Annotated in this window: 11 protein-coding genes; 5 read left to right on the top strand and 6 right to left on the bottom strand. The window is 72.0% G+C overall.

Features of this window, described 5'->3' with window-relative positions; translation table 11 throughout:
- Positions 1-650 (top strand): DUF6058 family natural product biosynthesis protein (locus AAHM41_RS35195; RefSeq protein WP_342241294.1); only part of this gene is annotated, 650 nt, incomplete at its 5' end.
- Positions 651-702: 52 nt separating this feature from the next.
- A complete protein-coding gene (locus tag AAHM41_RS35190; RefSeq protein ID WP_342241293.1) occupies positions 703-1,692 on the top strand; it encodes an adenosine kinase in 990 nt (329 codons plus the stop codon).
- Here the strand turns inward: AAHM41_RS35190 and AAHM41_RS35185 are convergent, their stop codons facing one another.
- Positions 1,693-2,985, bottom strand: a complete 1,293-nt coding sequence (locus AAHM41_RS35185; protein WP_342241292.1) for a class I SAM-dependent RNA methyltransferase — start codon at positions 2,983-2,985, stop codon at positions 1,693-1,695. It lies immediately after the preceding gene.
- Between the two features lie 141 nt (positions 2,986-3,126).
- Here AAHM41_RS35185 and AAHM41_RS35180 point away from each other — a divergent pair, with 141 nt between their 5' ends.
- Both AAHM41_RS35180 and AAHM41_RS35175 read left to right on the top strand, forming a co-directional pair.
- Positions 3,127-3,726 (top strand): YIP1 family protein, encoded by a 600-nt coding sequence (locus AAHM41_RS35180; protein WP_342241291.1) that lies wholly within the window; start codon positions 3,127-3,129, stop codon positions 3,724-3,726.
- A 4-nt stretch (positions 3,727-3,730) separates the two neighbouring features.
- Positions 3,731-4,399 (top strand): SOS response-associated peptidase, encoded by a 669-nt coding sequence (locus tag AAHM41_RS35175; RefSeq protein ID WP_342241290.1) that lies wholly within the window; start codon positions 3,731-3,733, stop codon positions 4,397-4,399.
- A gap of 7 nt (positions 4,400-4,406) precedes the next feature.
- Here the strand turns inward: AAHM41_RS35175 and AAHM41_RS35170 are convergent, their stop codons facing one another.
- From AAHM41_RS35170 to AAHM41_RS35150, 5 genes are all read right to left on the bottom strand, one after another.
- Positions 4,407-4,853, bottom strand: a complete 447-nt coding sequence (locus AAHM41_RS35170) for a PIN domain-containing protein (protein WP_342241289.1) — start codon at positions 4,851-4,853, stop codon at positions 4,407-4,409.
- Positions 4,850-5,095, bottom strand: a complete 246-nt coding sequence (locus AAHM41_RS35165) for a type II toxin-antitoxin system Phd/YefM family antitoxin (RefSeq protein ID WP_342241288.1) — start codon at positions 5,093-5,095, stop codon at positions 4,850-4,852. Before AAHM41_RS35165 ends, AAHM41_RS35170 begins: the two co-directional genes overlap by 4 nt.
- Before the next feature lie 72 nt (positions 5,096-5,167).
- On the bottom strand, positions 5,168-6,694 hold the full coding sequence (locus AAHM41_RS35160; RefSeq protein ID WP_342241287.1) for a GH3 family domain-containing protein: 1,527 nt from the start codon (positions 6,692-6,694) through the stop codon (positions 5,168-5,170).
- Positions 6,691-8,943: a penicillin acylase family protein gene (locus AAHM41_RS35155; RefSeq protein ID WP_342241286.1), complete on the bottom strand. Its 2,253-nt coding sequence runs from the start codon at positions 8,941-8,943 to the stop codon at positions 6,691-6,693. The genes AAHM41_RS35160 and AAHM41_RS35155 overlap by 4 nt, the downstream gene beginning before the upstream one ends.
- The gene (locus AAHM41_RS35150; RefSeq protein ID WP_342241285.1) at positions 8,943-10,007 is read right to left on the bottom strand and encodes a dienelactone hydrolase family protein; all 1,065 of its coding nucleotides are present in this window, start codon (positions 10,005-10,007) and stop codon (positions 8,943-8,945) included. Before AAHM41_RS35150 ends, AAHM41_RS35155 begins: the two co-directional genes overlap by 1 nt.
- A 245-nt stretch (positions 10,008-10,252) precedes the next feature.
- On the opposite strand from AAHM41_RS35150, the gene AAHM41_RS35145 reads away from it, so the two are divergent.
- Positions 10,253-12,088 (top strand): calcium-binding protein, encoded by a 1,836-nt coding sequence (locus tag AAHM41_RS35145; RefSeq protein WP_342241284.1) that lies wholly within the window; start codon positions 10,253-10,255, stop codon positions 12,086-12,088.
- The last annotated feature ends 200 nt before the right edge of the window (positions 12,089-12,288 follow it).

Here is a 12,288-nt window from a genome sequence, read left to right as displayed (position 1 = left end):
CCGAGGACCGGCTGCGCGCGCTGATCGCCGCCCGCTGCCTGCCGCAGCCGACATACGTGCTCGACCCGTCCCTCACGGCGCGCAGCGCCATCCGCAGCGAGGCGCTGGCGCCGCAGCCGGAGGAATGGTTCGGCGCCGCGGTGCTGCCCTGGGCCCGCCGCGCCGCCGAGTCGACCCTGCCGCTGCCCGCGCTGGCGGACCGGCTGCGGCAGGATTTTGCCGCCGATTTCCGCCGGGCCCTGCTCGCCTCCGAAGGCCGGCTCCATGGCTGGACCGAGCTGTTCGACGCGGCCGGCGCGATCGACGAGACCGCCTTCGCCAAGGCGCTCGACGAGATCTGGGAGGAGAACTGGCTCGGCGCCGCCTATGGCGTCTGCCTGCGCCGCTTCGACGGCCATCACCTGGTGACCAAGCTGGTCGAGCGCAGCCGCATCCGCGCCCTGACGGATGAGGGGGCGAAGCCGGTGCTGAGTCCGGCCGAGGCGGAGCAGGTCACGGCGGCGATGGCCCGGCTCGACGCCGTGCTCACCCCCTTCGCCCCGCATGAGCGGCCGCACGGCACGCCGGGGCTGTGGATCGACCGGATCGCGGCGCGCTACGGCCTGCCCCATCCTGCGGCTCCGGTTGACTTGGCGGCGGGCGCAGCCTAGAGGGTCAGGGACCCCTTGCGGGTCGCACCCTTGGCCGCAATCAGCGAGACCCATGAGCGCCCGCTACGACGCCACCTGCATCGGCAACGCCATCGTCGATGTCATCACCAAGAACGACGAAGCCTTCATCACCCGGCACGGCCTGGTGAAGGGGGCGATGACCTTGATCGATGCGGAGCGGGCCGAGGCGCTCTACGCCGCCATGGGGCCGGGGCTCGAGGCCTCGGGCGGCTCCGCCGGCAACACCGCGGCGGGGCTGGCCTCGCTGGGCGGCAAGGCCGCCTTCATCGGCAAGGTGACGGCCGACCAGCTCGGCGCCGTCTACCGCCACGACATCCGTGCCGTCGGCGTCGATTTCGATTCGAAGCCGCTCGACCCCGCTGTGGCGAGCACGCCGCCGACCGCGCGCAGCCTGATCATCGTCACGCCGGATGCGCAGCGGACGATGAACACCTATCTCGGCGCCTGCGTCGAGCTGACGCCGGACGATGTCGACGAGGCGGTGATCTCCGGCTCGCAGGTGACCTATCTCGAAGGCTATCTGTGGGACCGGCCGACGGCGAAGGAAGCCTTCATCAAGGCGGCGCAGATCGCGCATTCGGCCGGCCGCAAAGTCTCGCTGACCCTGTCGGACAGCTTCTGCGTCGAACGGCACCGCGACAGCTTCCTGTCGCTGATCGACAGCCATGTCGACCTGCTGTTCGCCAATGAGGCGGAGATCAAGGCGCTGTACCAGGTCGACGATTTCGACACCGCCGTCGCCGCGGTGCGCGGCCGCTGCGAGGTCGCGGCGATCACCCGCAGCGAGAAGGGCTCGGTGATCGTGACCGAGGGCGAGACCGTCCTGGTCGAGGCCGCGCCGCTGGTCCAGCTGGTCGACACCACCGGCGCCGGCGACCTCTACGCCTCCGGCTTCCTTTACGGCTTCACCCGTGGACTCGGCCTGGCCGAAAGCGGCCGCATCGGCAGCATTGCCGCCGCCGAGGTGATCGGCCATGTCGGCCCGCGTCCCCTGGTGCCGCTGCGCAGCCTGATCGGCTGATCAGCGCCTGAACACCGCCACCGCCTCGAGATGCGGTGACCACAGGAACTGGTCGACCGGCGTCGCCCGCTCCAAGCGGTAGCCGCCATCGACCAGGGTCCGGGCGTCGCGCGCCAGGCTGGACGGGTTGCAGGACACGGCGACCACCACCGGTACGCCCGAGGCCGCCAGAGCCTCGGCCTGGTCGCGCGCCCCGGCCCGCGGCGGGTCGAACACCACGGCGTCGAAGCCGCGCAGCTCGGCCGCGGTCAGCGGCTGGCGGAACAGGTCGCGCCGCTGCGCCGTGATCCGCTCGCCCCGGCCGCCGCGCCGGGCGGCGATGGCCAGCGCCTCAACTGAAGCACCCTCGCCGTCGATCGCGGTCACCTGGGCGCCGCGCGCCATCGGCAGCGCGAAGGTGCCGGCGCCGCAGAACAGGTCGGCGATCCGCTTGGCCGGGCCGACGCCCTCGCGCACCAGCCGGGTTAACGCGGCCTCGCCCTCGGCACTGGCCTGCAGGAAGCCACCGGGCGGCACCGCCACCGGCACCTCGTCGAAATGCACCACCCCGGCCCGGCGATGCGCCACCGGATCGGTGAAGCCATCGGGGCCGCGCCAGGACAGCCGCGCCAGATCCTGCGCCGCGGCGAACTCGGCCAGCTTTTCCCGCCGCGCCAAATCCAGCCCCGCCTCGGCCACGATCACCAGGTCGATGCCGTCGTCCAGCAGGGTGACGGCGAGGTCGGCGCCGCCGTTCTCGGGCAGGATCGCGGCCAGCACCGCGCGCAGCGGCGGCAGCAGGGCCGTGATCTCCGGCCGCAGCACGACGCAGTCGGTCAGATCGACGATCCGGCTCGACCCTGCCTCGTTGAAGCCCAGGAACACGCCCGACCGGCCGTGCCGGGCCGCCAGGCTGGCCCGGCGGCGGCTGCGCGGCGGGGTCTCGACCAGGGCATCCACCTCGATCTCGAGGCCGTTGCGGGCCAGGGCGCCGGCCAGCAGGCCGTGCTTCCATTCGGTGTAGACAGGCGGCGCCAGATGCTGCACCTGGCAGCCGCCGCAGGGGCCGAAATGCGGGCAGGGTGGCTCGCGGTGATTCGGGCCGGGCTGCACCAGCTCGATGAACTCGCCGCGATAGGCCTGGCCCTCCGGCCGGCCAAGCCGGGCGCGCACCCGGTCGCCGGGCGCGGCGAAGGGCACATAGACGCGAAGGTCGTCGACCGTGCCGATACCGTCGCCGCCGCCGCCCAGGCGCTCGACCACCAGCTCGATCTCCCGCCGCGACCCGGGGGCCGCGGGCTTGCTCCGTCGCATCTGCCGCTTCATCGTGGCAGGCATGGCATGCGCGGCCCGGCCTTGCAAGGCGCGGGGTTGCATGCACTCCGGGGGCAGGGCCATATCCCCTCGCATAGGGGGACGGTCCTGCGGGACCGCGACGATGTGCTGGAGACGGTTTTGGATCTCGCCGCTGTGGTGGGCCGCGTGCGCGGCATGCTGTTCGAGCCCGACGCCACGCTGGCCGCCCATGGGGTGCCGGCGCCGAACTGGCGCATCGTCGTGCGCGAGCATGCGCTGCCGGTGCTGGTCCTGACCTCGATCGGCGCCTTCCTGCTGCTGGCGCTGCTGCTCTCGGTCTCCGATGTGGCGACGCCGATCGGCCTCTTGGTGCTGTTCCTGGCGGTGCGGGTGGTGGTGAACCTGGCGGGGCTGTTCGTCATGGCCGCCGTGGTCCGCTTCTACGCCGGGATGTTCGGCGCCATCGCCAACTTCGATGCCGCCTTCGTCCTGGTGGCGCTGGCGATGACGCCGGTCTATGTCGCGGAGATGCTGGGCCCCGGCGTGCAGCTGCTGATGTCGGGCCCGGCCGCAGTGCTGCTGGTGCTGCTCGCCATCGGCTACGCTCTGACGATCCTCTATCGCGGCACCGGCCTGGTGCTGCGCGTGCCGCAGGACCAGCGCGGCGCCCATTTCGGCCTGACCCTGGTGACGCTGGTGGTGCTGATGATGCTGTTCGGCCTGCTGCTCGGACCCTACCTGCTGCCGATGCCGGCCTGAGACCATGTGCGGACGATTCGTCCAGAAGCTGCCGCCGGAGGAGCTGACGACCATCGTCGGCGCCGAAGGTCCGATCCCGAACATCCCGGCCCGCTACAACGCGGCGCCGACCCAGGATCTCGCGGTGGTCCGGTTCAATGCCAAGACCGGGCGGCGGGCGATCGACCTGCTGCGCTGGGGCCTGGTGCCAAGCTGGGAGAAGGACCTGAAGGGCGGCGCCAAGCTGATCAACGCCCGGTCGGAAACCCTGGCCGAGCGGCGCAGCTTCGCCAAGGCATTCCAAACCCGGCGCTGCCTGGTCCCGGCCGACGGCTTCTACGAATGGGCGCCGGACCGCACGCCCCACTTCGTCCGCCGGCTGGACGGCCGGCCAATGCTCTTCGCCGGGCTGTGGGAGGGCTGGAAGGACCCGCAATCGGAGGAGTGGGTGCGGACCTTCACCATCGTCACCGCCGACGCGGTCGAGCGGCTGCGGCCGATCCACCACCGCATGCCGGTGATGCTGGAGCCGGAGCAGTGGCGGGCCTGGCTCGGCGAGGAATCGGCGTCGCCGGCGCAGCTGCAGGCGCTGCTGGCGCCGCCCGCCGACCTGCCGGTCGAGGCCCATCCGGTCTCGACCCGGGTGAACGCCGTGCGCAACGACGACCCGACGCTGATGGACCGCGCGGCCTGAGCGGCTGTCAATCTGCTAGGAACGCTTCCAGCAGGGCATGCAGGGTCGGTGCGAACGGATTGGCGACGGTGACGCCCCGCCAGGTGAAGCCGTCCTGCAGGTCTTCCGATAGCAGCAGCCTGCAACTGCCTTCGGCGGCCGCGGCGAGAATTACGGCATCCCAGATGACGAGCTGATGATCATGGGCCAGATCAGCGGCTGCCGCCATGATCCCCATCGACGTGTCGATGATGGCGAAGGCGTCGTGCCAGCTGAGAATGGCCGTACGGGCGGCATCTGGCGTCCACTTGGCTTTGCGAACCAGGACGTGGAAGAGCTCACCCAGGACCTGGACTGGCAGGGCCACGGCATCGGCCGGCAGTTTCTGGACAAGCCCCCGTGCCGCGGCCGCGCGATCGGCTCCGTTCACCCCCTCGGCGTAGGCCAGGATATTGGTGTCGAGCGCGACCTTCACCGATCGCGCTCGTAGAGCTCGTCGCGCGACCAGCGGCCGACATCCACCGGCGCCTGTGCCGCGAGACGCGTCAGAAGGGCGGTCCGGGCTCCTGCCGTTACGGCCGAGTGACCCGCCGCCGGGACGATCCGGGCCACCGGCTTGCCGTGGGCCGTGACGACATAGCTCCGGCCCTCGCGGACATCGCGCAGGAGCCGTGAGAAGTTCCGATTGGCCTCTGCGGCTGAAACGGCTCTGTCCATCTGATGACCTTTGAAAGTAGGTATTTTGCCTACTATAGCTGGTTCTGGTTCCCCGTCACGCCAAGAACCGCATCAAGACTCAGCCATGAACGCCGCCAGCTCGGCCGCCAGCCCGGGATCGGCGATCAGCCGCGGCACCTTGTTCTGACCGCCCAGGCGGCCACGGGACTTCATCCAGGCGGCGAAGCGGCCGGGCGGCACCGCCACCACCTCGGGCGGGCCCATGCCGGTGCCACCGGCGCGGTGGGCGGCGTAGTCGTCGTTGAGTGCCGACAGCCGGGCATCGAGGGTGGCGGCGAAGCGGCCGGCCGCGTCCTTGCCGGGCCTGTCGGCGAACTCGACGAACCAGCGGTGGCGGCCGACCGGTGCGGCGTCGTCCGGGAACACCGCCATCACCGCGAAATCGGCGATGTCGGCGCCGATCGCGGCGGCGGCGTCGGCGATGGCGCGCTCGACCTCCTCGGCGATCAGGTGCTCGCCGAAGGCCGACAGGCCGTAGCTGGTGCGGCCGGTGATCAGCACCCTGGGCGGGCCGCGGCCGACCAGGCGCACCGTGTCGCCCAGCACATAGGCCCACAGGCCGGCGCAGCTGGTCACCAGCACCGCGTAGTTCACCCCCGGCTCGGCGTCGGCGATCCAGTGCCGGGTCGGCCGGGGTGAGCCAAGCTCCTCGACCGGCACGAACTCCAGGAACAGGCCGTGGTCGAGGTTCAGCCGCAGCCCCTCTCCCACCCCGCCATCCTGCAGCGCGATGAAGCCCTCGCTGGCGGCATAGGCCTCGCGGATCTCGGCCGCGGTGCCGGCGATCAGCCGCTCCAGCCGCGGCCTGTAGGGCGCCAGGGCGACGCCGCCGGGCACCAGCAGGTCGAGCGACGGATAGGGCGGGTCGGGCGCGTCGCCGCGGCCGCGGCGCAGCTCGCGCACCCGCTCCAGCAGGAGCAGCAGCCAGCTGGTGGTGCCGGAGACGCTGCGGACCGGCAGCTCCAGCGACCCGCGGGCGATGCGGTCCAGCTTCTCCTCCCAGTCGGTCAGCAAAGCGAGGTCCGGCCCGGGGAAGACGAAGAGCCGGGCCCAGGGCGGCAGGGTGCGGGCGGCGATGCCGCTGAGGTCGCCGCTGAAGACGCCGGGGGCGTGCTCGGTCAACGTCGTGCTGCCGCCCAGGATCAGGCTGCGGCCGCCGAACATTCGGCTGCCCGGCCGGGCGCCGAGATGCCAGGCGGCCAGGTCGAAGGCGGCGCGGGTGTTGGACCGGCGCATCGCATCGCTGACCGGCACGTATTTGGAGGTGCCGCTGGTGGTGCCGGAGGACAGGGCGAAGTACGGGATGCGGCCGGGCCAGGACACGTCCTGCAGCACCGGGAAGGCCGGCTGCCAGTAGTCCTGCCACATCGCCTCGTAGCGGCGCAGCGGCACGGCCGCCTGGAAGGCGGCGACATCGGTGACGCGGTCGAAGCCGTGGTCGCGGCCGAAGCGGGTGCCGGCGGCGCGGCGCAGCAGCCGCAGCAGGGTGCGGCGCTGGCTCTCCGCCGGGTCCAGCCGCTGCAGCCGCCGGCGCCGCAGCGCCGCCGCCAGCCGGAAGGCCGGGGTGGCGTCGATCATCGCGGCGACAGGCGCGTGAGGGTCGGGAACTCCCGCGCCACCGTCTCCGGCCGCAGCGGCAGGCGGATCGACCGGCGCTCGCGCCAAAGCGGGATCTGGTCGGTCAGCCCTTCGCTTCCGAGCCAGCCGTCCTGGCCGCCGAACAGCGTGACCCAGCTGGAATCGGGATCGGACATGTCGGCGACATGCCGGGCCATCGAGCCGTAGCTGGCGTTGTGCCGGCCGCGCACCAGCCCGTGCGCCGTCTTCATCGGCGTCTCGCGCGACCCGCCGGTCGGGTAGTCGCCAAAGACGAAGAACCGGCCCAGCACCGGCAGGGCGGCCAGGATATGCGCCACCCGCATCCGGTGCATCTCGCCCCAGCTCGGGATCGGGGCGGTATCGATCGCCGCCAGCCCGACCGCCTCGGCCAGCACCTGGCGGCGCCGCTCCGGCGCCAGCGCCGCCAGGTCGTCGGCGAGGAAGGCGGTGATCGCGTTCCACTGCGCCATCAGCCGCGGCATGGCGTCGTGCGAGTCAGCGCCATAGACCCGCGGCACCAGATGGTGCAGCAGCGCCTCGAAGGCCGGGGCGCCGGCCGACCCGGCGGCGTAGTCACCGTCCCAGCCGGCCAGCCTGTCGAGGAAGGCGGGTTGCTCGCCGCCGATTCCGGCCGCGCGGATCGCCTCGACCAGATGCCGCGCCAGGACGCCTGAGTCCGGCGACACCGTGTCGGCCTGCAGCGCCGCCAGATCCTCGGGCGCTAGCCGGTCCTTGGCGCGCAGCAGGGCGTAGAGCCGTCGCACCCGCTCATCGGCGGAGAAGAAGAAGCCGACCGGCAGGGCGGTGTCGGTCGGCCGGTTGTTGGCGGTGGCCAGCAGCCCGTCCGGCGGGTCGGCGGTCCAGGGCAGGGCCGGGGCGTCGACCAGCCCATGCCAATGGGTGTCCGGGTCGCCGGCGTCCAGCACCGGATCCGCCGGCGGGAAGCGGGTGCGCACCGGCAAGGTCGCGGCCATGATCTGGCCGATCCGCCCGTCCGCCCCGGCCACCAGCATGTTCTGGGCCGAGACGCCGAAGCCGGCGAAGGCGGCGCGGAACCCTTCCGGCGTGGTGGCGCGGCTGGCGCGCAGAAGGGCGGTGACCTCGTCGGTCGCCTCATGCCCGATCCAGCGCAGGGCGATGGTGTCGCCCGGCCGGCTGCACGCCACCTTGGCGTCGCTGACGATCGGGCCGAAGCGGCTGCGCCGGACCCTGCGTCGGGCCCGCCGCCAGAACCGGGTGCGGATCACCGTCTCGCGGGTCTCGATCTCCGCTTCCGGCAGGGCGCCGACGTCATACAGGTCGCTCGACGCCGCCCGCATGTTGGTGCCGCCCCAGGCCAGGTGCAGGCTGCGGCCGACCGCGACAAAGGGCAGGCCCGGCACCATGAGCCCGGCCATGTGGTAGCCGGGCGAGCGCATGCCGGCGACGAGCCAGAGGTTCGGCAGCGACAGCGACAGATGCGGGTCGCTGGCGATCATCGCCCCGCCGGTGGCGCTGTGCGACGCGGCCACGGCGACGCTGTTGCTGCCGGTGCGGCCGGTCGCGGTCAGCAGGGTGGCCAGCGCCGCCTGCTGGCTGTCGAGGGTGAAGCTGGTGACGGCGTTGGCGCCGGCCTTCAGCGTGCGGGCCCAGGCTTCGGCGAAGCCGGGCGTGCCGCGCTCGCGCAGCAGGCCGAAATAGGCCACCCAGTTGATGTCGCTGCCGGCCAGCCGGCCGATGCTCCACAGGTCGCGCAGCGTGTAGGGCTCGTGCCGCAGCCCCAGCAGGGCGAATTCCGGCGGCGGCGCCCGCTCCAGCGCGTGGCAGGCGTTGACGCCGGTGACGAAGGCCTCGGCGAAGGCGCGGCTGTCTTCCGGCATCCGGTCGATCACCGTGTCGGCGGCGTGGCCGTAGTCGAGGATGCGCAGCGCATGGTCGATGTCGCGCGCCACCGGCCCAGCGATCTCCGACAGCCGGCCCTGCGCCACCCGCTTCATCAGCGCGATCTGGCCGCCGCGCAGATGGGCGTGGACCAGGCCCAGCGCCACCGCCAGGTCGCCGTCGGTCTCGGCCTCGACGAAGGGGATCTGGTGGCTATTCCAGCGGATGTCGACCGGGCGCGACAGCGGCAGGCCGGCGGTCGGGAGGGCGGCCAGCCGCTCCGCCGCCGACACCGGCCGCGGCGCCAAAGCGCGCAAGGCCGGCACCAGCGGGGTCAATGCCGCGATCAGCCGGTGCAGTGCGGGCATCAGCTGCGCTGGGCCAGGCCGAAGGCGGCCGACAGGAAGGCGGCCACGTCGCGGTCCGACCGGGCGCGCACGGCATCGTCTCGGCCGATCAGATAGCCCTCGCTGCCGACGCAATTGGCCAGGATCAGCTTGCGGGTGAAGCTGCCGCCCATGGCGAGGCCGAGATTGCCGTCGCGCACCGTCAGGTCGCGCTCGACCTCGAAGTCGCAGTCGTTCAGCAGCCGGCCGATCGGCCGCGGTCCCGGGCGGCTGCCGTCCCATTGATGCACGGCGCCGGGATAGGTGATGGTCTGCACCCGCGACCCGCCCTGGCGCAGCGTGGCCGCCGTGGCCTGGCAGTCGGCCGGGTCCATGATGGCGTCGCGGTCGCCCCAGGCCATCAGCACCGGCGCGCCGGTGGTGCGCGGCTCCGCGAAGCCGATGATGCAGGGGCCGTAGAAGGCGACATGGGCGGCGAAGCGGGTGTCGCCCAGCCGGTAGAGGGCCGCGAAGCGGTCGGCGATCGCGGCGTTGGTGGCGACGATGCTGGCCATGGCGCCGTAAGAGAAGCCCCACACGGCCACCCGGCTGCCGTCGATCTCCGGCCGCGCCTTCAGCCAGGCCAGGGTGGCATAGGCGTCGGCCAGGGCCATGGTCTCGGTGATTTGGATCACCCGGTCGGTAAAGCTGGTGGCCAGGTCGCGGCGGGCGCCGAACACGTCGACGACGGCGGCGCCGATGCCCATCGCCGCCAGCTGCCGGGCATAGGTCGGCTCGCGGTGCTCGTCGATGCCGGCGGCGCCGTGCAGCAGCACCACGGCCGGTGCCTTGTGCGCCGCGTCAGCGCCGGCAGGCGGGTAGTAGGTGACGCGGGCCGGGGTGGCCGGGGCGTCGGGTCCGATCTCGGACGGCACGAAGGGGCTGTGGCTCGGCACCGCCACGATCCGCCCGGCGGCATCGCCGACCGCCGGCCAGGGGTCGGTGAAGGCCGGCTCCGCCCGGGCGGCGGACAGCAGGCCAAGCAGCAACGCGGCGGTAAGGGCGGCGCTGCGCCGGATGCCTGGGGTTCGACCGTGCTGCACCATGGATCGGGTCCTGTCGTGTCGAGCGGGCCGGGACGATCTTAACCGGGTTTGCAGCCGCGGCCAGCCCGGCTGTCCGGGCCATGGCGTCGCAGTCCTGCCGTTCCTGCGGCGACAAGGATCTGGTCGGCGTCTATCCTGGAGCCTCGAGCCGCTCGGGCCGGGGTCCGCCATAGTTGCGATCCCGTTTCATGGAGCATCCGCTCTTTGTGTAGAATTGCTTGCCGTCTTCGACTGGGAGATTGGGCATGGCTATTTTCTCGGGAACCCCGGGCGACGATCTCATTCTCGGCACGGGCGGCGACGATGTCATTCACGGCCTCGGCGGCAATGACGAGCTCTACGGCCTCGGCGGCGCCGACGCGGTCTACGGGGACGACGGCAACGACACGCTCTGGGGCGGGGCCGGGGCCGATCTGCTGGTCGGCGGCGCCGGCTTCGATACGGTCAGCTATTGGGGCAGCGCGGCGGGCGTGACCGCCACCATCGGCGGCGCCGGATTCGGCGGCGACGCCCAAGGGGACCTGATCTCCGGCGATGTCGAGGACCTCGTGGGCTCGGCCCTCGGCGACACGCTGACCGGCTCGGCCGGCGCGAACGATCTTTTCGGCGGCGACGGCAACGACGTCCTCACCGGCCTCGACGGCAACGACCGGCTGTTCGACGGCGCTGGCAACGACACGCTCGACGGCGGCGTCGGCACCGACTGGCTGTTCGGCGGCGACGGAGTCGACGACCTCCGCGGCGGCACGGGCGACGACATCCAATATGGCGGTGCCGGCGGCGACCGGCTTGAAGGCGGCGCCGGCGGCGACCAGCTGTTCGGCGGCGTCCAGGGCGTCACGGCGCCCTACTACCTGTCGGTCGAGGATGGGGCCCGCGACGAACTGCTCGGCGGCGACGGCAACGACACCATCCAGGCCGGCATTCTCGACTCGGTCGATGGCGGGGCCGGGGCCGACAGGCTGGTCATCGATTACCGCGGGGGCGATCAGAACGTCACCGCGGCGCTCGTCGGCACCAGCGTCAGCATCGGCCTGCTCGGGATCTCGGCGATCAATGTCGAGACCTTGAGCTATTACGGCGGCTCCGGCGCCGAGACCATCACAGGCGGGGCCGGGAATGACGACCTTGCCGGCGGTGCTGGCAGCGACATCCTGGCCGGGGGGGCGGGCGACGACGTGCTGTCGCCCGGCGACCGGCTGTTCGTCGGCGGCGGGAACATCGCCCCGGCCACAGCGGTGGCCGCCGGCCTGGTGGTGGACCGCATCGACGGCGGCGCCGGCATCGACCGGATCTCGGTCAATGACAGCGACGAGACGGTTGGGATGACCCTGACCTTCAGCGGTACCTCCGCCACCGGCAGCAACGGCATGATCGCGATCAATGTCGAGAGCCTCGAATATTTCGGCGGGTCGGGCGGCGACACCGTCACGGGCAGCGCCAGCACCGACTTCATCAACGGCAATGGCGGCAACGATGTGCTCCGCGGCGGCGCCGGGGCGGACTACCTGAACGGCGGCGACGGCACCGACACCGCCAGCTACTACACCGGCGCGGTCGGGGTCTCGGCCAGTCTCGCGACCGGCGGTCCCAACACCGGCGGCGACGCCGAGGGCGACGACCTGCAGGACATCGAGAACCTGTCGGGGAGCCAGGGCAACGACAGCCTCACCGGCAACGGCGGTGCCAATGTGCTGCAGGGCTGGAACGGCAACGACGTGCTCACCGGGGCCGGCGGCAAGGACACGCTGACCGGAGGTGCCGGGGCGGACCGCTTCGTCTATGCCCGCGCAGCCGATAGCCCGGTCGGGACCAATGCCGACCGGATCACAGATTTCAGCCACGTGCAGGCCGACAAGATCGACCTGGCTGCGATCGACGCCAACACCGGCGCCGCCGGGAACCAGGTCTTCAGCTTCATCGGCACAAGCCCCTATACCGGCGTCGCCGGCCAGCTGCGCTATGCCTCCGACGGTGCCGTCACCACCATCGCCGGCGATCTCAATGGCGATGGCGTCTCCGATTTCCACATCCAACTGACCGGCGTCATCGGCTTGGTCGCCGCCGACTTCGTGCTGTGAAACCGAGGCGGCGCCGGGTGCGGCGGACCGCCGCCCGGCGCCGCATTCCTCGATTTCCGCCCCCGCGATCAGGGCGGCGAGCCGCGCCCGATCTTGCATTTCCCGGACGGAAACCTGCGCGCTCAACGAAACTGTTCGAGCGCTAACCCGGAATTCTCACACTGAGAGGGTGCATCGGGGCTTTGGATCTGAGAAAGTTG

This window comes from Inquilinus sp. OTU3971 (assembly GCF_038440215.1).
Note: the sequence above shows the minus strand (reverse complement) of the source record. Positions and strands in the feature narration are given on the sequence as shown.

What these genes read in the sequence shown, in the direction of transcription:
- AAHM41_RS35190 (WP_342241293.1), top strand. Translation starts at nt 703, where the DNA reads ATGAGCGCCCGCTACGACGCCACCTGCATCGGCAACGCCATCGTCGAT.
- AAHM41_RS35185 (WP_342241292.1), bottom strand. Translation starts at nt 2,985, where the DNA reads ATGCGACGGAGCAAGCCCGCGGCCCCCGGGTCGCGGCGGGAGATCGAG.
- AAHM41_RS35175 (WP_342241290.1), top strand. Translation starts at nt 3,731, where the DNA reads ATGTGCGGACGATTCGTCCAGAAGCTGCCGCCGGAGGAGCTGACGACC.
- AAHM41_RS35165 (WP_342241288.1), bottom strand. Translation starts at nt 5,095, where the DNA reads ATGGACAGAGCCGTTTCAGCCGCAGAGGCCAATCGGAACTTCTCACGG.
- AAHM41_RS35160 (WP_342241287.1), bottom strand. Translation starts at nt 6,694, where the DNA reads ATGATCGACGCCACCCCGGCCTTCCGGCTGGCGGCGGCGCTGCGGCGC.
- AAHM41_RS35155 (WP_342241286.1), bottom strand. Translation starts at nt 8,943, where the DNA reads ATGCCCGCACTGCACCGGCTGATCGCGGCATTGACCCCGCTGGTGCCG.
- AAHM41_RS35150 (WP_342241285.1), bottom strand. Translation starts at nt 10,007, where the DNA reads ATGGTGCAGCACGGTCGAACCCCAGGCATCCGGCGCAGCGCCGCCCTT.
- AAHM41_RS35145 (WP_342241284.1), top strand. Translation starts at nt 10,253, where the DNA reads ATGGCTATTTTCTCGGGAACCCCGGGCGACGATCTCATTCTCGGCACG.